The 23,880-nt window shown below is 31.6% G+C and carries 24 protein-coding genes; 9 read left to right on the plus strand and 15 right to left on the minus strand.

Annotation, left to right across the window (positions count from 1 at the left end):
- Nucleotides 1-21: 21 nt before the first annotated feature.
- Entirely contained in the window at nt 22-1,617 is a 1,596-nt protein-coding gene (gene bshC / locus ACVC5O_RS04435; protein WP_452220261.1) for a bacillithiol biosynthesis cysteine-adding enzyme BshC, read from the minus strand.
- A gap of 119 nt (nt 1,618-1,736) precedes the next feature.
- On the opposite strand from bshC, the gene ACVC5O_RS04440 reads away from it, so the two are divergent.
- The 4 genes from ACVC5O_RS04440 (at nt 1,737) to ACVC5O_RS04455 (ending at nt 6,274) form a co-directional block, all read left to right on the plus strand.
- Nucleotides 1,737-2,990 (plus strand): carboxypeptidase-like regulatory domain-containing protein, encoded by a 1,254-nt coding sequence (locus ACVC5O_RS04440; RefSeq protein ID WP_452220262.1) that lies wholly within the window; start codon nt 1,737-1,739, stop codon nt 2,988-2,990.
- 139 nt (nt 2,991-3,129) lie between these two features.
- Complete coding sequence (locus ACVC5O_RS04445; RefSeq protein WP_452220263.1) at nt 3,130-4,170, plus strand: MBL fold metallo-hydrolase; 1,041 nt, start codon at nt 3,130-3,132, stop codon at nt 4,168-4,170.
- 189 nt (nt 4,171-4,359) lie between these two features.
- Nucleotides 4,360-5,865: a hypothetical protein gene (locus tag ACVC5O_RS04450; RefSeq protein WP_452220264.1), complete on the plus strand. Its 1,506-nt coding sequence runs from the start codon at nt 4,360-4,362 to the stop codon at nt 5,863-5,865.
- Nucleotides 5,828-6,274 carry an ASCH domain-containing protein gene (locus ACVC5O_RS04455; RefSeq protein WP_452220265.1) on the plus strand — a complete coding sequence of 149 codons (447 nt, stop codon included), beginning with the start codon at nt 5,828-5,830 and terminating at the stop codon, nt 6,272-6,274. The genes ACVC5O_RS04450 and ACVC5O_RS04455 overlap by 38 nt, the downstream gene beginning before the upstream one ends.
- Before the next feature lie 117 nt (nt 6,275-6,391).
- Here the strand turns inward: ACVC5O_RS04455 and rimO are convergent, their stop codons facing one another.
- The 9 genes from rimO to ACVC5O_RS04500 all read right to left on the minus strand — a co-directional run bounded on the left by rimO (nt 6,392) and on the right by ACVC5O_RS04500 (nt 12,763).
- The gene (gene rimO, locus ACVC5O_RS04460) at nt 6,392-7,696 is read right to left on the minus strand and encodes a 30S ribosomal protein S12 methylthiotransferase RimO (RefSeq protein ID WP_452220266.1); all 1,305 of its coding nucleotides are present in this window, start codon (nt 7,694-7,696) and stop codon (nt 6,392-6,394) included.
- A gap of 87 nt (nt 7,697-7,783) precedes the next feature.
- On the minus strand, nt 7,784-8,758 hold the full coding sequence (gene ftsY / locus ACVC5O_RS04465) for a signal recognition particle-docking protein FtsY (protein WP_452220267.1): 975 nt from the start codon (nt 8,756-8,758) through the stop codon (nt 7,784-7,786).
- Between the two features lie 217 nt (nt 8,759-8,975).
- On the minus strand, nt 8,976-9,128 hold the full coding sequence (locus ACVC5O_RS04470; protein WP_452220268.1) for a DUF4295 domain-containing protein: 153 nt from the start codon (nt 9,126-9,128) through the stop codon (nt 8,976-8,978).
- 36 nt (nt 9,129-9,164) lie between these two features.
- Nucleotides 9,165-9,347: a 50S ribosomal protein L33 gene (gene rpmG, locus ACVC5O_RS04475; RefSeq protein WP_044399393.1), complete on the minus strand. Its 183-nt coding sequence runs from the start codon at nt 9,345-9,347 to the stop codon at nt 9,165-9,167.
- A 28-nt stretch (nt 9,348-9,375) separates the two neighbouring features.
- Nucleotides 9,376-9,612, minus strand: coding sequence for a 50S ribosomal protein L28 (gene rpmB / locus ACVC5O_RS04480; RefSeq protein WP_452220269.1), 237 nt, complete (start codon nt 9,610-9,612; stop codon nt 9,376-9,378).
- 78 nt (nt 9,613-9,690) lie between these two features.
- A complete protein-coding gene (locus ACVC5O_RS04485) occupies nt 9,691-10,941 on the minus strand; it encodes a competence/damage-inducible protein A (protein WP_452220270.1) in 1,251 nt (416 codons plus the stop codon).
- A complete protein-coding gene (locus tag ACVC5O_RS04490) occupies nt 10,941-11,282 on the minus strand; it encodes an Hpt domain-containing protein (protein WP_452220271.1) in 342 nt (113 codons plus the stop codon). The genes ACVC5O_RS04485 and ACVC5O_RS04490 overlap by 1 nt, the downstream gene beginning before the upstream one ends.
- Nucleotides 11,283-11,286: 4 nt before the next feature.
- A complete protein-coding gene (locus ACVC5O_RS04495; protein WP_452220272.1) occupies nt 11,287-11,898 on the minus strand; it encodes a fumarylacetoacetate hydrolase family protein in 612 nt (203 codons plus the stop codon).
- Between the two features lie 91 nt (nt 11,899-11,989).
- Nucleotides 11,990-12,763, minus strand: a complete 774-nt coding sequence (locus ACVC5O_RS04500) for an exonuclease domain-containing protein (RefSeq protein ID WP_452220273.1) — start codon at nt 12,761-12,763, stop codon at nt 11,990-11,992.
- Between the two features lie 79 nt (nt 12,764-12,842).
- On the opposite strand from ACVC5O_RS04500, the gene ACVC5O_RS04505 reads away from it, so the two are divergent.
- From ACVC5O_RS04505 to ACVC5O_RS04515, 3 genes are read left to right on the plus strand one after another with little or no spacing between them, the layout of a single operon-like run.
- Nucleotides 12,843-13,487, plus strand: a complete 645-nt coding sequence (locus ACVC5O_RS04505; protein WP_452220274.1) for a glutaredoxin family protein — start codon at nt 12,843-12,845, stop codon at nt 13,485-13,487.
- Between the two features lie 51 nt (nt 13,488-13,538).
- Complete coding sequence (locus ACVC5O_RS04510) at nt 13,539-14,123, plus strand: N-acetylmuramoyl-L-alanine amidase family protein (protein WP_452220275.1); 585 nt, start codon at nt 13,539-13,541, stop codon at nt 14,121-14,123.
- Between the two features lie 6 nt (nt 14,124-14,129).
- Entirely contained in the window at nt 14,130-14,498 is a 369-nt protein-coding gene (locus ACVC5O_RS04515; RefSeq protein ID WP_452220276.1) for a DUF2200 domain-containing protein, read from the plus strand.
- A 175-nt stretch (nt 14,499-14,673) separates the two neighbouring features.
- Here ACVC5O_RS04515 and ACVC5O_RS04520 read toward each other — a convergent pair whose 3' ends face one another.
- From ACVC5O_RS04520 to recR, 3 genes are all read right to left on the minus strand, one after another.
- Nucleotides 14,674-15,990, minus strand: a complete 1,317-nt coding sequence (locus ACVC5O_RS04520) for a dihydrolipoamide acetyltransferase family protein (RefSeq protein ID WP_452220277.1) — start codon at nt 15,988-15,990, stop codon at nt 14,674-14,676.
- 102 nt (nt 15,991-16,092) lie between these two features.
- Nucleotides 16,093-17,190, minus strand: a complete 1,098-nt coding sequence (locus ACVC5O_RS04525; RefSeq protein WP_452220278.1) for a glycosyltransferase family 2 protein — start codon at nt 17,188-17,190, stop codon at nt 16,093-16,095.
- 5 nt (nt 17,191-17,195) lie between these two features.
- Entirely contained in the window at nt 17,196-17,813 is a 618-nt protein-coding gene (recR, locus tag ACVC5O_RS04530) for a recombination mediator RecR (protein WP_452220279.1), read from the minus strand.
- A gap of 82 nt (nt 17,814-17,895) precedes the next feature.
- Here recR and ACVC5O_RS04535 point away from each other — a divergent pair, with 82 nt between their 5' ends.
- On the plus strand, nt 17,896-19,335 hold the full coding sequence (locus tag ACVC5O_RS04535) for a sodium:solute symporter (protein ID WP_452220280.1): 1,440 nt from the start codon (nt 17,896-17,898) through the stop codon (nt 19,333-19,335).
- Between the two features lie 31 nt (nt 19,336-19,366).
- Here the strand turns inward: ACVC5O_RS04535 and ACVC5O_RS04540 are convergent, their stop codons facing one another.
- Entirely contained in the window at nt 19,367-19,729 is a 363-nt protein-coding gene (locus tag ACVC5O_RS04540; protein ID WP_452220281.1) for a CoA-binding protein, read from the minus strand.
- Nucleotides 19,730-19,846: 117 nt separating this feature from the next.
- On the opposite strand from ACVC5O_RS04540, the gene ACVC5O_RS04545 reads away from it, so the two are divergent.
- A complete protein-coding gene (locus tag ACVC5O_RS04545) occupies nt 19,847-22,315 on the plus strand; it encodes a TonB-dependent receptor domain-containing protein (RefSeq protein ID WP_452220282.1) in 2,469 nt (822 codons plus the stop codon).
- A gap of 413 nt (nt 22,316-22,728) precedes the next feature.
- Here the strand turns inward: ACVC5O_RS04545 and ACVC5O_RS04550 are convergent, their stop codons facing one another.
- Nucleotides 22,729-23,739, minus strand: coding sequence for a 3-oxoacyl-ACP synthase III family protein (locus tag ACVC5O_RS04550; RefSeq protein ID WP_452220283.1), 1,011 nt, complete (start codon nt 23,737-23,739; stop codon nt 22,729-22,731).
- Between the last annotated feature and the right edge of the window lie 141 nt (nt 23,740-23,880).

Here is a 23,880-nt window from a genome sequence, read left to right on the forward strand (position 1 = left end):
ATCGAAAGGTTTGCTTTTATTTTACATAGTAATAATAGTAAATTCGCCTTTTAACGGTTCTAATTCCTGTATTAAATTTGGAATTAAGTCTTCTCCAAACTCCAAATACAACTCGCTAAAATTAGTATTACGCTCTTGTAAACTACCATTAGGGAAGAGCTCATTTTGAAGCTGCGTCATGCGCTCCACTTGGTCTTTTAATTTTCGTTTTTGCGCTGTTAACAAGCGTTTTTCTAAATGTTGCAAGCCGTTAATTTGCTTTTTTTCTTGTGCTGCAACTGCGCCAATAAAAGAAGCATCGGTTTTTTCGGCAAGAGTATATAAGTCTTTAAATTGTGTTTTTAAATGGTTGAGTTGTGCAGAAAAGTCAATATTTATATTAGATATTTGCCTCACTTTTTTATTGATGAAGGATTCGCGTTTTAAAAAAATATCGGTATTAGAAATAGTGAGTTTATTAAGCTTTTTTGCTTGCTGTTTCGTTTTTATTAATACCGAATTTCGCAGTAATAGCATTGGGAACACTACATTATTAGCCTCGAAATTAGATTTTAATTGAAACCAATACGCTAATTCTCCGCCTCCTCCAATATAACAGAGATTTGGTAAAATCACTTCTTGATATAATGGCCTTAAAATTACATTTGGCGAAAACCGTTCTGGGAAGTCATTGACTTCTTTTAGTATTTCGCTCTTGCTCCAACTTAACGTTGTGTTGAGCACTTTATACGTTTCGTTTTCTAAAATAATACGCTCACGCAAACCTTTGGTTAGATAAAAGAGATTTATAGCTCTTGGGTTTACTTGTATTCCAAAATCTAAGGCTTCAATTTTTTTATTTGTATCTAAAACGGTTTGCTCCGAAATTTGATCGGCTAACTCACGTTTTATTTGCGGAATAAATAAGTGTTTTAAATCACTATTATTAGCATCAACTATAATCAAACCATAATCTTTAAACAACTCGTTTGCTAAATATTTAGTAGCTTCTGCTAAATTTGCATGCTCTAAATAAGCCTTTCTGAATAATTCTCTAAGCGCATCTGCGTTTTTACCAATGCCTAATTCTTTAGAAAAAATATTGAACACAGCCTCTAAACCTTCGGTATTTAATTCGCCAACAGCTCCTGAAGCGTTTCGGTTCCATTGTATTTTTTTGCCTTTAAAATTAAAGTAATTGATTTCTTCAAAATCATGATCTTCGGTTGCCATCCAATAAATTGGCACAAAATTATATTCAGGATAGTGGTCTTTTAAACACTTAGTTAAGTTTATAGTAGAAATTATTTTGTACAAAAAATACAAAGGTCCTGTAAACAAATTAAGTTGGTGACCTGTAGTTACTGTAAATGTTTTTGGTGACTCTAAGGCTTCAATATTATTTTGTGTAGCTTCAGAAGTATTGGTATTTTTATAGTATTGTTTTAACACATTTACTAAAACGGTTCTTGTCTTTACCTCAAAATTCTTGCTTTTCTCTTCAATTTGCGATTTAAAATTTTCGATTTTAGGAAAACGATTGTATAATGGTTTTAGCGTTTCAGCTTCAGCTAAATAATCACAAATAAGATTAGAAAAATAACCCGTTTTACTAAATTTTATATATTCTTTTGGCATAACAAACTAAAATGTGTTGTAAATATAATGCTCTTTACTATAATGTCTCTCTTAAAATTAACATAAAACAGCAGTGCTTTTTTTTCGTTTTTCATTAACTTGAAGTAAATTTTATTTTCATGAAAACTCACTTTAGTCCTCTCGTATTATTTTTCTATGTTCTGTTAACAATTACCACAACAAGTTATGCTCAAACTAATACTGAGTTTTTTGAATTTACAGGAACAGTGGTTGATAATAATACAAATAAAAAACTATCGCTTGTTAACCTTAGAATAGAAAACACCAACGTTAGCACAGTGACTAATGCCGAAGGCGATTTTTTAATTAAACTTACTAAAGATGAACTTACAAATCCTCTTGTAATTAGCCATCTTGGTTACAAAACTAAGCGTTTAAACCTAAGCAATACAAACAACAAAAACTTAACTATAAAACTAGAAACAGCCTATACTGCTTTAGAGGCTGTAGATGTAAATACATTTAAAGACGCAGAGTTATTAGTGAGAAAAACGTTAAAACTGAAAGCTGAAAATTATTTAAACGACCTTACAGAAATGACTGCTTTTTATAGAGAAACTATAAAAAAACGTCGCAGAAACGCTTCTTTATCTGAAGCTGTTTTAACTGTTTACAAACAGCCTTACACTAAAAACAAAAAAGACAACATAAAACTTATTAAAGCAAGAAAAAACACAAATTATAAACGATTAGACACCTTAGCTTTTAAATTGCAAGGCGGACCATTTAGTGCCTTATACACCGATTTAATTAAATACCCAAGTTATATTTTTGACAATGATTTTGAGTACTACACTTTTAAATTTGATAGTCCAACAGAAATAAATAACAATGCAGTTTATGTGGTTAGTTTTAAACAAAAAGAAGAAATAGCCTATCCTCTGTATTACGGAAAACTATATATAGATAAAAACACCAAAGCCCTAATACGAGCAGAATACAAGCTAAATGTAGATTATAAATATTTAGCAAGCAAAATTTTTATACGCAAAAAACCTAAAAAAGCAAAAGTATATCCAACAGAAGCTGCTTATAGAGTAGATTACACAGTTAAGGATGGAAAATGGCATTATAGTTATAGCAATATTCTATTAACCTTTAAAGTAAACTGGAAAAACAAATTGTTTAATAGTAAATACACTTTGCAAAGTGAAATGGCAATTACAGACTGGAAAATTGCTACCTCCAAAAACAACACCTCTAAGTCTTTTTTGAGACCAACTGTAATTTTAAACGATGAAGTTTCTGGATTCTCTGATCCAGAATTTTGGGGACAATACAACATTATAGAACCCGAAAAATCCATTGAAAGTGCGATTAAAAAAATTAAGAAACAGTTGGAAAATAAGTAGTGGTTTTTAGTCAAATTTTGCTTTATAATTTGGTTTGTTTCTAAATTTGAAAATCGGTAGCTTCGTTTAACGTATGATATTAAATGTTGAGATGTTTGATATTAAGAGCACATTAGGCAACATATAACCAAAAATGAGAATGATTAACATAAAAAAAACTTTCTACTCTATTGGACAGGGTTGTTTTTATTCAGAAAAAATTTATTTCGATAATGAAGTAAAAACGATAGTTTATGATTGCGGCTCTGAAAATGGAAAATCACCAAACAAAAACCGACTAGAAAAAGAAATTCAACAATCTGGACTTAACACAATTGATTTTTTAATTATTAGCCATTTTCACGCAGACCACATAAATGGTATTGATGAATTAAAAAAGAATTGTATAATTAAAAATGTTATAATTCCAAAAATAGACGCGTTAGACATAGCATTCTATCTTGGAACAGGAAATACAGTTTCAGAATTGTTATTGAACCCAACTTCGTACTTTCGAGGTTCAAATAATTCAGACAATCCTAACATTATTGTGGTTGACTCAGAAGGAGAAGAAAATCAAATCGATGATCTTGTAAAAATCCCTAATAGAATTTCTCAAAACTCTAATATTCCTGTTTTAAAATTCGATAATCGAATAATTTGGATTCTTAGATTTTATATAGATAAAAGAGTTTTTAAAAATGATAACAGAACTGATGAACAGAAAAAGATTATACGTGAAACATTGAGTATAACTGATTACGAAAAGAACAAAACTGAATTAATTGCTGCGTACAAAGCTTTAAGTAAAAAAGACATTAATTTAACTACAATGTCAATGATTTCTACACCAACTAATAACCATCCTTTTTTCCATAGACACGACTATCCAATATCTGCAATGAATGGAGATATTCTTCTAAGTGATGAAAACAGGATAAAAGATTATGTAGAACATTTTTCTGATTTTATAAATAATTCAGTTCATTTCCACATACCACATCACGGAAGTCATAAAAATTTATGTCGTCCAATTAATGAATGGCAAATAGAGAGTGGAATTATAATGTCTGGTTATGAAAATAAATACGGACATCCTTCTGGAATAATTCTTAGAAAATTTAAAGATTCTAACATACCATTAAAAAAACTAACACAATTTGATAGGAACTTTACGAAAACCTATAGACTTTGGTATTGAAAAAATAGAATATACAGTTCCAAAATCTAAAGATACTTGTCAAAAATGTGGTGATGAATTCGATATTGAGGATATGATTGAAAACTTATGCATTGATTGCGAAAACGTATACTCATATGGAAAATAAAACAACGATAAACATTATTAACCCAAAAGGTCTATAATTCTTATCAAAAATCGACTTAAAAATTGAGAATATTAATAGACACGAACATTCTGATTGAACTCGAAGACAATCGAGTAATTACGGAAACTTTCGCTAAATTCTACAGAATTGCAAACACCAACGATTTTGAAATTCTTTATCATCCTAAAGCTATACCAAATGATGTTAGTAGAGATAAAAATAATGACAGAAAAAAAATAATTTTATCTAAACTCAACAAATATCAACCTTTACAAGATTATGCAAAACCAACATTAGAATTTACTTCTAACCTTAAGAATAGTAAAATCAATGATGAGATTGATAATAAACAGCTTTTCCAACTAGAAAAAGGATTCGTTGACTTCTTCGTTACGCAAGATAAAGGAATCCATAAAAACGCATTAAAAACTAACTTAAACGATAAAGTTCTGACTATTGATGAAGCATTAAAAATGCTTGAAGAACAATTTACTTTTAAAATACCATCACATCCAATACTTCGTGAACATAGCATAAGAGAAATTGAATCAAAATTCAATAGTACATTTTTCGATAGTTTACGAAAAGACTATGGAATCATTGAATTCAACGAATGGTTGCAAAAATGTGCCAAAAAAAACCGAAAATGTTACACGCTTATAATTGAAGATAATCTTCAAGCGATTTTAATTTACAATTTAGAAAATGTAGAAGATCATCAATTACCTAACATTTTTGATGAAGCATTAAAAATATGCACCTTAAAAGTAGATGATACTGCTTTTGGAATAAAATTGGGAGAACTATTTTTAAATAAAATGTTTGAATTATGTATAAACCGTAAAATTAAATATTTGTATCTCACAGTATATGAGAAACAAATTCATTTAATAAAGCTACTTGAAACATTTGGATTTTATCGTAATGAATTTAAGAACAGCCAAGGGTTAATAGAGATTCGATTGATAAAATGTTTAGATAAAGCTAAAATTAAAATAATAGAAAATGATATTTCTGCTCACCCATTTTACTTAAACAATTCAACCGTAAAAAAATATGTAATCCCGATTCGTCCAGATTTCTATGGTAGTTTATTTAAAGATGGTAAGTTAAGACCGCCAACCCTATTTGATAAAGCACCTGATAGTATTAATGAGATTCAAGGTAATACAATTGTAAAAGCATACATTTCAAATTCTAAAAATCAAAAACCAAAAAAAGGAGATTTACTGTTTTTCTATTCATCTAAAGTCAATCAAGTAATTGAACCATTTGGTGTTTTAGAAAGTATTGAAATTGTCAATGATTTTGAAAAATTATGGAATATTGTAAGAAAAAAAACTGTCTTTACAGAATCAGAATTACAAAAATGGTTAGAAGAAAAAGGAGAATTACACGTTATTACATTTAGATTAATAGCATATTTGAAAAAAAATATTAGCTTACAAAAAATTAAAAAAATTGATAGTTTTAGGAATAAACTACAAACGATAACAGAATTAAAAGAAACCGATTATATCAAACTAAACAATGAAGGATACTTTGACAAGCGTTATATTATCAATTAAACCTGTTTATGCACAGGCAATTATGTCAGGAACTAAAAAAGTGGAATTTCGAAAGAAAATTTTCAAAAGACCAGTTGACAAAATTTTTGTTTACTCTTCATCACCTGAAAAGAAAATAATTGGTTTTTTTACGATTAAAGAGATAGTTGAGAATAATCCAAAAAAGCTTTGGCAAGAATTCAATAAAGTTGGAGGTATTGAAAAAAATGATTTCTTCAATTATTATCAAAACTCTGAAACAGGGTTTTCGATTAAAATTAATGGAGTTCAGAAATTTAAAAACGGAATTGACCCTTCAGATATTTTTGATAATTTTTGCGCACCTCAATCATACATATATCTAGAAGAAAAAACAGCTTTGAATATGGAGAGAAAACAGCTGCCAACAACATGTATAATTAATTGCTAGGTACTCGCCTATTTGGAAATCCCTTCGGAATTTCCACTGATTCGTTTTTGTTTATTAAATAAGTTGCTCAAACACGCAACAAACCATATACACAAACGTCAAACGAACTTTTCAAAATTATTCCACCAACTCACCATACAAATCAAAATCCTCAGCTTCTGTGATTTTAATGTTGTAATATTCTCCTGTTTTTAGGTAGCTTTTGGTCGCATCAATTAAAACTTCGTTATCCACATCTGGACTATCAAATTCTGTACGACCAACAAAATAATTTCCTTCTTTACGATCAATAACTACATTAAAGGTCTCTCCTATTTTTGCTTGGTTTAACTCCCAAGAAATTTGAGACTGGATTTCCATAATTTGGTTAGCTCTGTCTTGCTTTACTTCTTGTGGCACATCATCTTCTAAATTATAAGCGTGTGTGTTTTCTTCGTGCGAATAGGTAAAACAGCCTAAACGCTCAAAACGCATGTCTGTAACCCATTGCTTTAAAGTTTGAAAATCTTCTTCAGTTTCACCAGGATAACCAACAATAAGCGTGGTACGAATGGTCATATTTGGTACAGCTTTCCTAAATTCTTTTAATAATTTAGTCGTTTTTTCTTGTGTTGTACCACGACGCATACTTTTTAAAATCTTATCAGAGATATGCTGTAAAGGAATATCTAAATAATTACAAATTTTAGGCTCCTTGTTCATTATATCCAACACATCCATTGGAAAACCTGTTGGGAATGCATAATGCAATCTAATCCACTCAATCCCTTCTACTTTTACTAAATTTTCGAGGAGTTCGGCAAGGTTTCTCTTTTTATATAAATCTAAACCATAATAGGTTAAATCTTGTGCAATTAAAATTAACTCTTTAACGCCATTTGCTGCTAATTTTTCAGCTTCGGTTACCAAATCTTCAATAGGTGTACTTTTATGTTTTCCTCGCATTAAAGGAATGGCACAAAAGCTACAAGGTCTGTCGCAACCCTCTGCAATTTTTAAATACGCATAATTTTTAGGCGTTGTAGTTAAGCGTTCTCCAATAAGTTCGTGTTTATAATCTGCACCTAAAGCTTTTAATAAACCTGGTAACTCTGTGGTTCCAAAATACTGATCTACATTAGGTATCTCCTTTTGTAAGTCTGGCTTGTAACGTTCGCTTAAACAACCAGTAACAAATACTTTATCAACTTCGCCATCTTCCTTTTTCTGCATGTACTCTAAAATAGTGTTCACGCTTTCCTCCTTTGCATTGTTTATAAAACCACAAGTATTAATCACTACAACATTACCTTCTTGCTCGTGTACTACTTCTTTTCCGTTAGCTTTTAATTGTCCCATTAAGACTTCACTATCGTAAACGTTTTTACTACACCCTAAAGTGATAACGTTGATTTTATTTTTTTTAAGCGACTTTGTTCTCATACCTCATTTTTGGATTGCAAAGATACAACCTTATTAACTAAAAAAGCTTCAAGAAAATCTTGAAGCTTTATCTTATATCCTTTTATTTTATTTAAAAAAGCTATCTACAAACTCAAATTTATTAAACACTTGCAAGTCTTCAATACCTTCGCCAACACCAATATATTTTACAGGTATTTGAAACTGGTCGCTAATACCAATAACAACACCACCTTTTGCTGTACCATCTAATTTGGTAACTGCCAGAGAAGTCACTTCAGTAGCTGCAGTAAACTGCTTAGCTTGCTCAAATGCATTTTGACCTGTTGAGCCATCTAAAACCAATAATACATCGTGTGGAGCATCTCCAACCACTTTTTGCATTACACGTTTTACTTTTGTTAACTCATTCATTAAATTAACCTTATTATGCAAACGTCCTGCAGTATCAATAATAATAACATCTGCATTTTGATTCACACCAGATTGCAGAGCGTCAAAAGCTACAGAAGCAGGATCACTTCCCATCTCTTGCCTTACCATTGGCACATCTACACGATCTGCCCAAACTTGTAATTGCTCAATTGCTGCAGCTCTAAAGGTATCTGCAGCACCTAAAACAACTTTTAATCCTTGTTTTTTAAATTGATAAGCTAATTTTCCAATAGTTGTTGTTTTACCAACTCCATTAACACCAACAACCATTAATACATAAGGTGTTTTTGTACCATCTGCTTGTTTTGGTAATTCCGGAATTACGTAGTCTGTATCTTCGCCAGAATTGGTTTCGGAGAGTAAACCAGCGATTTCTTCTCTAAGAATTTTATTAAGCTCGTCGGTTCCTAAATATTTATCTTTTGCAACACGTGCTTCAATACGCTCAATAACTTTAAGTGTAGTGTTTACACCTACATCACTAGAGACTAGTACTTCTTCAAGATTATCTAATACCTCATCATCGACTTTAGATTTTCCTGCTACTGCTTTGCTTAATTTGCCTAAAAAACTGGTGCTTGTTTTCTCTAAGCCTTTATCTAAAGTTTCTTTTTTATCTGAAGAAAATATTTTTTTAAAAAAACTCATTCGTTGTAATTGTTTTATTATTTGCGAGTTATTACGCTGTTTTGCAATAGCAATTGTTAAGCCTAATTTAAAATTACTGCTACTTTGTCATTATGTTAAGCTATAAAGAAAATAAAATTTATTGAATTATAGAAACTAAGTACTAAAATGAAGCTAAGAAATAAAAAAAGCTGCTTTTTGATAAAAAGCAGCTTTTAAATATGTTGTATAAAATTGATTAATTTTTTTTCAAAAAATCATCAACTAATTCTGGAGACATAATAGATTCAACAAACATGTAAGATCCTGTTTTTGGAGATCTTACCATTTTTATTGCTTTTGATAATCTTTTAGATCCTGTTTGTAACGTTGCTACGGATTTCTTTGCCATGTCGCTATGTTTTTTATTTTCTTAAAAAGAAAATTATTATTTAATTTCTTTATGAACAGTCATTTTCTTCAAGATTGGATTAAATTTCTTAATCTCCATTCTATCTGGTGTGTTCTTTTTATTCTTAGTTGTAATATAACGAGATGTTCCTGGTTTACCAGACTCTTTGTGCTCTGTACACTCTAATATTACTTGTACTCTGTTACCTCTCTTTGCCATTGTAAACTATTTTTATGCTTAGGCGCTATTATTTAATAAATCCGTTTGCTCTTGCTCTTTTTAAAGCAGCAGCAATACCAATTTTATTGATTGTTTTTAATGCTGATGTAGACACTTTTAAAGTTACCCACTTATCCTCTTCAGGAATATAAAAACGTTTTTTGATTAAATTAGCATCAAATCTACGCTTTGTTTTATTCATTGCGTGAGACACGTTGTTTCCAACCATTGCCTTCTTTCCTGTAAGTTCACAAACTCTTGACATTACTATATAACTTTAATTTGTTATTAAAAATCGAGGTGCAAATATACTAATAAATTACTATTTACAACACGTAAATTATTAATTTTTTAAAATTTCTTTTTGAAGCATTTCTAAAGCTTTATTTACAGCCTTATTAATTACCTTAGTTCTATGGTTTCCGAAGTTAAACATTTCGGAATAAACTCCTGTATTCGTAGCTATTGCAATTACTACTGTACCAACCTCTACATCACTATCGCCTTTCTCTGGTCCTGCATTCCCAGTTGTGGCTACTGCAAAATCTGAATCATATAACCGTTTAGACGCTATAGCCATTGCTTCTGCAACTTCTTTACTAACCACAGAATGATTTTCAATTAAAGCCTTACTTACACCTAAAACATCAATTTTAGATTGTGTGGCATAAGTGACTAATCCACCATTAAAAAATGCTGATGCGCCTGCGTTTGCAGTAAAAGTTTCAGCTAGTTTACCTCCTGTGCAACTTTCGGCAACAGATAAGGTAAGTTTTTTTTCGGTTAATAATTGCGCAATAATATGTTCTAAAGCGGTTTGCTCATCTTCAAAGCCAACAAAAATATCTTTTAGAGCAGGTAATACTGCTTCTATTTGTGCTTTAACTTCAATATTAATTCTTTCTTCGTCAAACCCTTTAGCAGACAAACGCAAACGCACTTTACCTAAACTTGGTAAATAGGCAAGTTTTATAAAGTGTGGTAAATTATCTTCCCATTGCTCAATACGTTGCGCAATTGCGCTTTCGCCTAAACCATACGTGAGTATTGTTTTGTGTAATATATATGGTCGTTTGTATTTTTTTACAAGCTTAGGAAGCACCTCATCTGTAATTAAACTTTTCATTTCGTAAGGCACTCCTGGAAGCGAGACAAATACTTTCTCGTTTTTTTCTATCCATAGTCCTGGAGCTGTTCCGTATTTATTAGTTAATACTTGAGCCTTAGTTGGCACTAAGGCTTGTTGCCTGTTTAAATCTGAAATTGGTGTAGAAATATACGTTTTAAAAAGCGCTTCGACATGCTCTAAAACAGAAGTGTTTACAACTAGCGTGTCGTTAAAATATTCTGCGAGTGTGTGTTTAGTAATATCGTCTTTAGTTGGCCCTAAACCTCCTGTTATTATTATAATATCTGCATTAGCTTCTGCTGCTTTAAAGGCTTTTAAAAGGTGTTCTTTTTCATCTTGAATAGATGTAATTTGATAAACTGAAACACCAATATTATTAAGTGCTTTGCCTATAAAGGCAGAATTGGTGTCTATAATTTGACCAATAAGAATTTCATCTCCAATGGTAATTATTTCTGCTTGCATTACAATTCAAAATCTGAAGTGATCTCATCTGCTGCGAGTTCCACAGCCTCTAAAACGTTGTTTAATTTATCTGTAACATCTTTATCTATCTGCTCGTATTTTCCCCAATCTTGCACTGTAATTAAATCGTCTAAAACACCTAATTCAAACATATCTACAGTAGGTTTCATTTTATGAGCAGTCTGGTAAGTTAATTGGTAGTTTTTATTTTCTACAGCTATTTTTAGCACTTTGGCATCACCAGGAACTTCTTCAATAAATGTTTGAACTAATGCCAGAATAAACTCTTGGTCGTTATCTGCTAATTCTCGTAATCGGTTTAGTTTGTAATGTTTTTCCATAGTGTTATTTAACGTTTATAGAAAATAATTCTTTGTTTTCTATAAAACCTGTTAGCTTATCGTTAGCAAGTACCTTGCCAACTCCTGCTGGAGTTCCTGTAAAGATAATATCTCCAATCTTTAAAGTAAAATATTTTGACACATATTCTATGATTTCGTCAATTTTCCAAAGCATCATACTTGTATTGCCTTGCTGTACAACGGTTTCGTTTTTTTTAAGCGAGAAATTAATGGCGTTTACATCTGTAAACTCACTTTTTTGCAACCACTTGCCAACTACTGCAGAGCCATCAAACGATTTTGCTTTTTCCCAAGGTAAGCCTTTTTCTTTTAATTGTTTTTGTAAGTCTCTAGCTGTAAAGTCTATACCTACACTAATATCGCTATAATATTTATGTGAGAATTTACGATCTATATGTTTTCCTAATTTATTAATTTTTACAATTACTTCTACTTCGTAATGGACATCGTCTGAAAAATCTGGAATAAAAAAAGGTTGTTTTTTTAAAAGAATTGCATTATCAGACTTAATAAATACTACAGGATCTGTAGGCTTTTCGTTTTCTAATTCTTTTATGTGGTCTGTGTAATTACGACCTATACATATTAGTTTCATGTTCGATTGTTCGATTTTTTTATTGTTCCGATTACACGATAATCAATTTTTTTAATACCAAATGCCTAATGCCTAATGCCTAATGCCTAAATTATAACTTATTATTAAACGCTCTCAACTTAATAGCAGTTAGGACTTTTTTAGTATATAACGGAAAATCTGCATTTAGCAACCAACCAAAATAACCTGGTTCTTTATCCATAACATCTACCACACGCTTTCCTTTGTGTTTCCCAAAAGAAAAACACTCTTCACCTTCTTTATTATAAATTATAAAACCAGCAAAATCGGCAAACTTTTTACGAGAACTGAATTCGGCTAAAAACTTAGTATCATTTTCCAACTCGTCGTAACGCGCTAATTGTGCTTTTAAGACTTCGTATGTGGCTTTAGTATCTGCTTCTGCAGAGTGTGCATTTTCTAAACTTTCATTACAATAAAACTTATAAGCTGCACTTAATGTACGTTGTTCCATTTTATGAAAAATAGTTTGTACATCTATGGCTACTCTCCCTTTCATATCAAAATCAATGTCTGCACGTAGCATTTCTTCAGCTAATAAAGGAATATCAAAACGGTTAGAATTAAAGCCTCCTAAATCGGAATCTTTAATCATATTATAAATATCTTTTGCCAACTCTTTAAACGTTGGTTCATTAGCCACTTTCTCGTCTGTAATACCATGTATTGCAGAAGTTTCTGCAGGTATAGGACGTTCTGGATTTACCAACCACGTTTTACTTTCTTCTGTACCATTAGGAAACACTTTTAATATAGAAATCTCTACAACTCGGTCTGATGTAATATTAATTCCTGTGGTTTCTAAATCGAAAAAGCAAATAGGCTTTGTGAGTTGTAATTGCATGTCTAATTTTTAAATTATGGTATGGTTTATGCAAATATAATTGTAATATCTTATTTTTACTTTTTATAACTACTAATTAATGAAACTTACCAAATTATTATTTTGCTTTTTACTAATTGTAACGTCTTCTATTTATGCTCAAAACGAACATAAATTTGTAAAGCTTGAAGAAATAAAAAAAGGAAAACGCTTAGATTTATACGCTAATAATACAGGAGAAATTGCCTACGATGTATTTTTAAAAGTAGATACAGATAATTACAGACGTAGCAGTAACAGACCTATTATACGTACCATTGCACCAAACACAAGATTAAAACTCATTACGCTAATACAGCTTAAAGACAAACCAGAAACGTATAACTCTGTGTTTATTGTAAACGAAGTTGCCTATGCATTAGATGTACAAAAAGACAAGGAACAGCTAGATTTTAAAATAGACGACCAACTAAAACAAAAAAAAGTTACTTTATTTACTAAGGATGATTGTGTTATTTGTCCAAATGCAAAAGCCATTTTAAACAAAAACAACATTCCTTTTAATGAGTATAATGTAGATAAAGACACTACCAACTATAATAAACTTATTAAAGAGTTTAAAGCCATTAAACCTAATAGCGACTTTAATCGTATTCCTATTTTAAAAGTAGAAAATCAGATTTTTAATACTATTGAAACGTTAGACGATTTTGTAAATGCTTTACGTGTTGGATTGAATGATTAAATTCACAATAATAGATCACTAAATCGCGTTACTATTTTTAAACCAACTATTATGAAAACTATATTTATAACTATCGCTTTAGCCTTTTTAACACTATCGCTTGCATTTACAAGTGCCGAAAAAAGAACAATTATAATAGATGTAAGTCATGGTGGACAAGATAATGGCGTAACTGTTAACAATATAAACGAGAAAGCAGTTGCTTTATCTATTGCTAATAAAATTAAAGACTTAAATGCTAATGCTAACCTTGAAATTATTTTAACTAGAGATTCTGATGAGTTTATGACTTTACGTAATCGTGCTAAAATGATAAATAACATAAAACCTGAATTTGTTATCTCAATTCACGCCAATAAATATATAGATGAAGCTGTAAAAGGCACTGAAATTTATATTAGCAATAATACTAAAGAAAAGGAGGCGTCTAACGCACTTGCATTAAAACTTAAAACAGCGTTTCAGTTTCAAAATTCTTCAATTAAAAAAGCAGATTTCTATCTTTTAAAACACGTAAACCATCCCATTGCTATGGTAGAACTAGGTTTTCTTTCAAATAAAAAGGATAGAGCTTTATTAACCCAAGAGGAAGGACAACTAAAAATAGCTAAAGCTATACTTAACGCTATAGAATAATTAAAAATGAGCGACACAAGTCATCACGATGAGCGTATTGCAAACATGAAATTTGCATCTGTTTATCCACATTACGTCACTAAAGTTGAGAAAAAAGGAAGAACTATAGAAGAGTTACACCAAGTTATTACATGGCTAACTGGCTATAATAGTGAACAATTAAAAGCACTTATTAATAGCGATACTACTTTCGAAACCTTTTTTAAAGATGCAACTTTACATCCTAACGCAAAACTCATTACTGGAGTAATTTGTGGCTATCGTGTAGAAGACATCCAAAATCAAACAACACAACACACCAGATATTTAGATAAATTGGTGGACGAATTGGCAAAAGGTCGTAAAATGGATAAAATATTGAGGGTTAGTAAATAAAGATTAGATAGGTTTCTAACCTATTAGGTATTTAGGACTAGTTTGGCTTTTTTAACCTTTTATAATAAGAACACAGTAAACAAACTCTTCAACAATTAATAAACAAAAAACACAATCCGAAGATTGTGTTTTTTGTTTTATTCTCTAATAAAAACTCTGCTTTTACAGTAGTTTGTTATAGCTCTCTATTACTGTCCCAACCTTCTAAATAGTCTTTTACAGCTTTTACAAACTGTCCTCCAAGTGCTCCGTTTACTACTCTATGATCGTAAGAGTGCGACAAGAACATTTTATAACGTATGCCAATAAAATCGCCATCTGGAGTTTCTATTACTGCTGGCACTTTACGTATAGCGCCTAAGGCTAAAATACCTACTTGTGGTTGGTTAATAATTGGCGTTCCCATTATACTACCAAATGTACCAACATTGGTCACTGTATATGTTCCGCCTTGTATATCGTCTGGTTTTAATTTATTATCTCTTGCTCTGGTTGCTAAATCGTTAACTGCCTTCGTCATACCAACTAAGTTAAGTTGGTCTGCGTTTTTAATCACTGGCACAATTAAATCGCCATTACCAAGAGCAGCTGCCATACCAAGGTTTACGTTTTTCTTTTTAATAATGGTATCGCCTTGTACAGAGATATTCATCATTGGGAAATCTCGTAATGCTTTAGCAACAGCTTCCATAAAAATTGGAGTAAAGGTTAGGTTTTCGCCTTCGCGTTTCATAAACCCGTCTTTTACTTTTTTACGCCAATTCCAGATTTTAGTTACATCTGCCTCAATAAAACTTTGTACGTGTGCACTAGTTTGTACAGACTCTACCATGTGATGCGCAATTAATTTGCCCATTCTGGTCATTTCTATAATCTCGTCACCTTCGCTAGCTACAATTGGTGCAGTGGTTTTAGCTTTTGGTGCTTCTGCGTGTTGTGTTTGTTTTGGTGGTGTTGCTGTTGTAGTTTGTGTAGGTTGCGAGCCTCTATTTTTTAAGTAGGCCAACATATCGTTTTTAGTCACTCTACCTTCTTTTCCTGTTCCAGGAATAGCGTCTAATTCTTGCTGTGCAATACCTTCGGCTTTAGCCATATTTTTCACTAATGGCGAATAAAAACGCTCACCATTACTTGTAATTGGTGTAGTCGCTTCTTGTGCTGCAACAACAGTTTGTGCAACAGCTTGCGCAGCAACAGGAGCTTCTGCTTTTGTGTCTTGCTTAGGCGCTTCTGCTGTAGTATTACCTTCGCCTTCAACCTCTATAACAGCTATAGTTTGACCAACCTGTACTACATCGTCCACATTAAATAGCTTTTCTACTAACACTCCATCTACTTCACTTGGTACTTCGCTATCTACTTTGTCTGTAGCAATTTCTAATACTGCTTCATCTGCCTCAATGGTATCACCAACTTCTTTAAGCCATGATGTTATGGTTGCTTCCGCAACGCTTTCTCCCATTTTTGGTAACTTAAGTTCAAATCTTGCCATATCTATAATGTAAAGCCTGTTTTTGGTTTTTCGTTTGCAAAATTAATAAAATTTGAATGGATTTGTTCAAAATTTATCAAAATTTTAAATCAACATAGTCTATTAAAAATGAATCACTTCTCCTCTACTTTTAGAGTGATTGCTTCCAATGATAAAATTAGAATTTTTTGGTAGAATTTTAAATGTTAATCCTTTATTTTTTGCTGAAGTGTTTATTATTTTAATAATGGTATTAAAGTCTAAGTAATTAGCATCCAGAATAAGTTCTGTATTCGAAATATCCTGAGGTATTTCAGTTGAAACTAAATGCTCTACAGCTAATTTTTGTTCTAAAGCAGCATAGCTTGTATTAGAAATTAAATAAAAGTTTTGTTTCTGGATTTCTTCTGCGGAAGCGTTATTATTAACCCATTTGGCAGTCTGGATTCCGAACCAAACCATAGCATCAAAAAACAAATTGCTTTTAAAATGCTTTTTATAAAAAATTTGCATGGCACCATAAAAACGTTTAGCATAAGTTTTATCTTTTAAGGTGCTTTCGCCTTTATAATGAATAATAGTTGTGGTACCAAAATAGTAATTATCGTAGCCTGCTTTTAGGATTTTATAGGACAAATCGATGTCTTCGCCATACATAAAATACTCCTCGTCAAAACCGTTAACCTTGTTATAAATATTACGTTTTATAAGCATAAAAGCACCAACAAAAATAGAGGCTTTACCAATTTCATTTTCGGTTAAATGGTTGGCATAATAGTTTTTACCATTGCCAATCATTTTTTGGAAAGCCACTTTTACCACTGGCACATTGCGCTTACTTTCTGGTAAATAATGGCCTTGACCATCTATTAACCTGCAACCAACAATCCCTAAGTTTTTTTGCAAATTGGCAAAAGTTAATAGCTCTAAAAAGGTGTTTTCGGTAACTACTGTGTCTGGATTTAATATGCACAAATACTCGCCTTTTGCGTGTTGTACTCCTATATTATTGCCTTTAGAGAATCCTAAATTTTCTGTATTCTCAATTAACTTTACTTTTGGGAACAGTTGTTTTACCATCTCACAACTCGCATCGTGAGAGTTGTTATCGACTACAATAATTTCGGCATCCAAGTTTTTTATTGCTGCTTCTACACTCTGCAAACACAATTGTAAAAAGTGTTGCACATTGTAGTTTAATATAATGACAGAAAGTTGCAAATCTGTTAGTGTTTTAATGACGATTCGAAAGGAATTCGGTTTACAATACTGCGTCCAAGTGTAATTTCGTCGGCATATTCCAACTCATCTCCAACCGAAATTCCTCTGGCAATTGTAGAGGTATGCACTTCGCAATCTTGGATTTGTTTAAAAATATAAAAATTGGTGGTATCGCCTTCCATTGTGGAGCTTAGTGCGAAAATAAGTTCTTTTATTTCGCCTTCTTTTACTTTATTTACTAAGCTGTTTATGTTTAAATCGTGTGGTCCAATGCCATCCATTGGCGAAATTTTGCCTCCTAATACGTGGTATAACCCTTTATGTGATGCTGTGTTTTCTATTGCCATAACATCGCGAACATCTTCGACCACACAAATAATATCTTTTTTACGATGCGGATTTGCGCAAATTTCGCACAACTCTACATCACTAATATTATGGCACGATTTACAGAATTTTATCTCTTGTCGCATTTTAGATAGTGCCTGTGCTAATCCAGTGGTTTGCTCTTCTGGCTGGCGAAGTAAATGCAATACTAAACGTAATGCTGTACGTTTACCAATACCTGGTAATTGCGACATTTCGCTCACTGCATTTTCGAGAAGTTTTGAAGAAAATTCCATAAGTGCGAATTTAATATTTATTCTCAACTTGTTTGAGAATCTTTTAAAGTAATTTGTATTTTGCCTGTATTAAATAAAGTCTATGTCTGCTACACAAATAATTTTACTAATTGCTGCCTATTTTGGTGTGCTTATTTTAATTTCTTATTTCACAGGAAAAAAATCTGGGAATGATGCCTTTTTTAAAGGAAACAAACAATCGCCTTGGTACGTGGTTGCTTTTGGTATGATTGGAGCGTCGCTCTCTGGTGTTACTTTTATTTCGGTTCCTGGTTGGATTGAAGCGTCTCAGTTTAGTTATATGCAAGTGGTTTTAGGCTACATTGTAGGTTATTTAGTGATTGGTACAGTTTTACTGCCTTTATATTATAAATTAAACCTGACCTCTATTTACACCTATTTAGACGAACGTTTTGGCAATTATGCGTATAAAACTGGAGCGTCTTTCTTTTTAATATCTAGAGTCATTGGTGCAAGTTTTAGACTGTTTTTAGTAGCAAACGTGTTACAAATTATTTTGTTTGATGATCTTGGTGTTTCATTTTGGCAAACCGTTACCATTACTGTGCTCTTAATTTGGCTATATACGTTTAAATCTGGGATAAAAACTATTGTGTGGACAGATACATTGCAAACCTTATTTATGCTTATTGCAGTTGGTGTAGCTATATATTTTGTTAGTGATGAATTAGGTTTAAGTGGTAATAATATTCTAAGCTTTGTGCTAGATAGTGACTTAAGTAAAACTTTCTTTTTTGATGATTTTAAATCTGGAAATTACTTCTGGAAACAGTTTATTTCTGGTGCTTTTATTGCTATTGTTATGACAGGATTAGACCAAGATATGATGCAAAAAAACCTTACCTGTAAAACCTTAAAAGATGCACAAAAAAACATGTTTTGGTTTACTATTGTATTAACTGTTGTTAACTTTATATTTTTAAGTTTAGGCTTATTATTAACAGTTTACGCACAACAAAACGGAATAGATGCTCATAAAGATGATTTGTTCCCAATTTTAGCCAAAAATCATTTAGGCATTGGTGTGTTCGTGTTTTTCCTACTAGGTTTAATAGCTGCTGCTTACAGTAGTGCAGATTCGGCTTTAACTTCATTAACCACATCGTTAAGTATAGACATATTAGATATTGAAAAAAAGCACAGTCCAGAAAAACAAGTGCGTATTAGAAAACGCATTCATATATTAATTTCCCTTGTTTTAATTTTAGTGATTATTGCTTTTAAATACATTATTAAAGACGCTAGTGTAATTGCTAAACTCTTTGTTTTTGCTGGCTACACTTATGGTCCTCTTTTAGGATTGTATGCCTTTGGATTATTTACTAAATGGCAAGTAAAAGACAGATTTATCCCAGTAATCGCAATACTTTCGCCTATACTTTCTTACATTATAAGTATAAATAGTTTAAAGTGGTTTGGTTTTGAATTTGGCTTCTTTATATTAATATTAAATGGCTTATTAACCTTTTTAGGGTTGCTATTAATTAAGAAAAACAACTAAGTTCTTCTAAACTCTAAGCATTTAAAACTTATCAATATTGGTTTATTGACAATAGTACCAATGTACAAGCCTCTTCAAAAGCAATATTATGGTCTCTTAAAAGTTTGTAAAACTCAGGATTTTCAGTTCCTGGATTAAATAGTACACGCTTTGGACTTAACGAAATAATGTAGTTGTAATACTCTTTTTGACGTTGAGGATTTAAGTATAAAGTTACAGTATCTATAGCGTCGTAAGGCTTTAACTCTGTTTCTATAGTAACTCCTGCTACTTCGCCTTCGCGCAAGCCAAAGGCAACAACCTCGTGATTGTAACTCACTAACCTATTGATTGCAATATTGGAATAGCGATTTGGTTTTAACGAGGCTCCAATGACTAAAGTTTTTTTCGACATAATGTTAAAGTGGTGTTAAGTAATGTTAAAATAAGTAACAGACTATAAAAATAAACGTCTTTACTGTATTAGCAATGATAATCAATCAAAAAATAATCAACTCAAAAACCAATCACAATGAAACATTTTATTCTAAGTGCTTTACTATTATTTAGTATAATGCTACAAGCACAAACAAGTACTAAAGCACTTCCTAAAATTGGAACTGTTACAGGTACTGTTTTAGACGCAACATTAAACCAATCCTTACCTTATGTAAGTGTAGTAGTAAAAGATTTGCAAAACAACATAATTACTGGAGGAATTACAGACGATGACGGAAAATTTACAGTTCCAGATTTACCTGAAGGGAAATTAACAGTAAATATTCAGTTTATAGGTTTTAAAACTTTTACACAAGACATTTCTATTTCAAAAAGTAATAGACTTGTAGATATTGGCACTGTAAGGTTGGAAGAAAACGCAACAAGTTTAGAAGAGGTTACTGTTGTTGCAGAAGTCACTACCATACAGCAAAAAGTAGATCGTAAAGTGATCAATGTTGGTAAAGACTTAACCACAGCAGGAGCAACTGCCAGTGATATTATGAATAATATTCCCTCTGTAAACGTAGATCAACAAACAGGAAACATTAGTTTGCGTGGCAACCAAAATGTACGTGTAATGGTAGATGGCAAACTTTCTAACGTACCAATTGCGCAGCTATTAAAACAAATTCCTTCTACAGCAATAAAGCAAATTGAGTTAATTACCAACCCATCGGCTAAGTATAATCCTGAAGGGATGAGTGGAATTATAAACATAAAACTCCATAAAAACACTAAAATTGGTTTTAATGGAAATCTAAATTTTGGATTAACTAAAGAGGTTTATGCAAAGTTTAATAGCTCTATAGATATGAATTACCGAAACGGAAAATTCAATTTTTATGGTAACTACGGAAACAATATTGGAAAATATGATAACTTCGGAAACATAGAACGTTTTGATGATGATTCTCGTCAAGATTTTAAATTTTACAACAATAACAAATCGCACTTGTTTAAAGCTGGAGTAGATTATTATTTAAATGAAAAAAATACCATTTCATTTTTTACCAATCAAAATATATACGATGGAAAAGGCAATGGAAACACCATGATTTCTTACGAAAATCTAACACAGAATCAGCTATTTAATAACGTGTCTGAAAACACTTCTGGACAATACAACTTAGCATACAAGCATGAGTTTGACAACGAAGAAGAAACCTTAGAAGTTGAAGTAGATTACAATGATTTTACTCAAAATGAAGTAGCCGATTTTAAATTTAAAAACTTTAGTTTTCCACCAAATTATACAGATGTTGTAGATACAAAAAGAGATCAAACTACAATAAATGTAGATTATGTAAAACCAATTGGAGAAGAAGGGAAATTAGAATTTGGATCTGAAGTGCGTTTATTTAATACAAATGTAGATTATAACTCAACAGGTTTATCATTTAACGCTTCTGGAGAAATTGCACAAACACCAAGTACAGATTTTGAATATAATAGAGATATTTATGCGCTATACGCAACTTATGGTAAAAAATTAGATAAATGGAGTTACCAAGTTGGAGCTCGACTTGAGCAAGCTAACGAATCTGCAAATGCATTGCAAACCACAGCAACCTCAACAGAAACTATTCCTTTTAAAAACGACTATTTTAAAGTGTACCCATCGGCTTTTTTAACCTATGAGGCTTCAGATAAAAACTCGTACCAATTAAGCTATAGTCGTCGTGTGGACAGACCAGGTTTACAGCAAGTAAACCCAATTAGAGAATGGAGTACACCAAGAGTGTCTTCTTTTGGAAATTCAGAATTATTACCACAGTTTACTAACTCTATGGAGGTAAACTATACTAGAAAATTAGGAAAAGGAAGCTTAACAGGTGGTGTATTTTATAGGTTAATTGAAGACAATATTAGTCGTGTAGTATTTATAGATAGAAACGATGTTACTGCTGGAAACTCAATTCTGTCCTACGGAAATTTTGATAATACTAGCGCTTATGGTGTTGAAATTTCTGGGAATTACAGACCTACAAAATGGTGGAACTTTAATACTAGTTTTGATTTATACTCACAAACACAAACTGGTATTACAGAGATTTTAGATACAGACGACATTAGTACTGCAACTATAGACGATATTGTTAGTAGAGAAAGTGAAATAAAAAATGTAGTGTGGAATTTTAGAATGTTTAACAACTTTAAGGTTACAAAGCAGCTAAATTTATCTGTTTTTGCTATGTACAGAGGCGAGGAAAAAGGAATCCAATTTAACAGAAAACCAATGTATTTTGTAAATACAGGTTTACGTTATAGTTTCTTAGAAAATAATAGAGCGACATTTAGTTTTAATTATAGCGATATTTTTAATACCATGCGTTTTGAATTTGATAGTGATTCCCCTTATCCTTCTCGTGGAGACTTTAACTGGGAAAGTAACACTTGGAATGTTGCATTGTCCTACCGTTTTGGTGGAGGAAAATATTCTGCAATGAAACGAAAAAATAGAGATAAAAATGAAACCTCTGGTGGTGGTGGATTTTTATAAAAAAAGCACTAATTAGTTACGATAGCCAACACATAATAGTTGATGGTTAGTGTTAATGTTTGGTTATTGTATAAGAAAACCCAAAACGTTTAAAGTTTTGGGTTTTTGTTTTGTTAACTATAGATTAAGAAAATATATTACTATTTGTTAAATAGCGTTAAAGTTTGACAACCAGTGTAATAAAACAACATTTTTTAGCGTCTAATAAGTAACAACACTATATTACAAGTTATAATTTATTTGAATTAGTCTTCTTAATAAAATAAACAATATATAGTTTAGTTTAAATGGTTAATTAAACAGAAAAAAAATCCGAAGCAGCTAAGACTTCGGATTTTTTTTTATTCAATCTCTTTAATAAAGGTATCTTATGTTAGATTTTATAATATTTTCTACTTCTAAATCTTGCTATTTTACCACTTCATAATCACACTTCCCCAAGTAAAACCACTTCCAAAAGCAGCAAGTACAACAGTGTCGCCTTCTTTTATTTTGCCTTCTTCCCAAGCCTCGGTTAAAGCAATAGGTATGGAAGCTGCTGTAGTATTTCCGTATTTCTGTATGTTATTAAATACTTGATTGTCGCTTAATTTAAATTTACGTTGTATAAATTGTGCTATACGTAAATTGGCTTGGTGTGGTATTAACATATCAATAGCATCAACCTCTAAGTTGTTTTTCTTTAGGCCTTCATTTATAACTTCACTAAAACGGACTACTGCATTTTTAAACACAAACTGTCCATTCATATACGGAAAATAACTTTCGTCGTTTGGATCATTTTCGGCTATAATATCATTAACCCAACGTTTTCCCATTCCAGGAGCGACTAAAACAAGCTCTTCGGCATGTTCTCCTTGACTATGCAAATGTGTAGATAAAATACCTTTAGAGTTATCTTCTTCTCTTGTTAAAATTGCAGCTCCTGCTCCATCACCAAAAATAACTGTTACACCTCTTCCTCTCGTGGTTTTATCCAAACCATGAGAATGTAATTCGCTACCAATTACTAATATGTTTTTGTACATACCAGTTTTAATAAAGTTATCTGCCACAGAAATAGCATATACAAAACCAGAGCATTGATTACGCACATCTAAAGCTCCAACAGTTTTAATATCTAAAGCATGTTGCACTTGTACGCCTGGACCAGGAAAATACATGTCTGGACTTAAGGTCGCAAATATTATAAAGTCAATATCGTCTTTATCTATTCCTGCACGTTCAATGGCTTGTTTGGCTGCCTTTACTCCCATTGTTGCAGTGGTATCGCCAGAGCCTTTTTTTACCCAACGACGTTCTTTAATTCCTGTACGTTCGGTAATCCAATCGTCGTTTGTATCCATCATTTTAGACAGATCATCGTTGGTAACTACGTTATCTGGTACGTATTTACCAAGTCCTATAATTTTTGAGTTATACATCGAAAGCCTTTTATTTTTACTTCTGCGATGGCAAAAGTTTAATTGTTTTTAAATTCTTAATGCAATTTAAGTTTTTCAGCACTAAACAATCTACGAAACTATTTTATTAGTTATGCATGCATAGTATTCTATAGTTTTCTC

The sequence above is a fragment of the Lacinutrix salivirga genome, assembly GCF_053604675.1.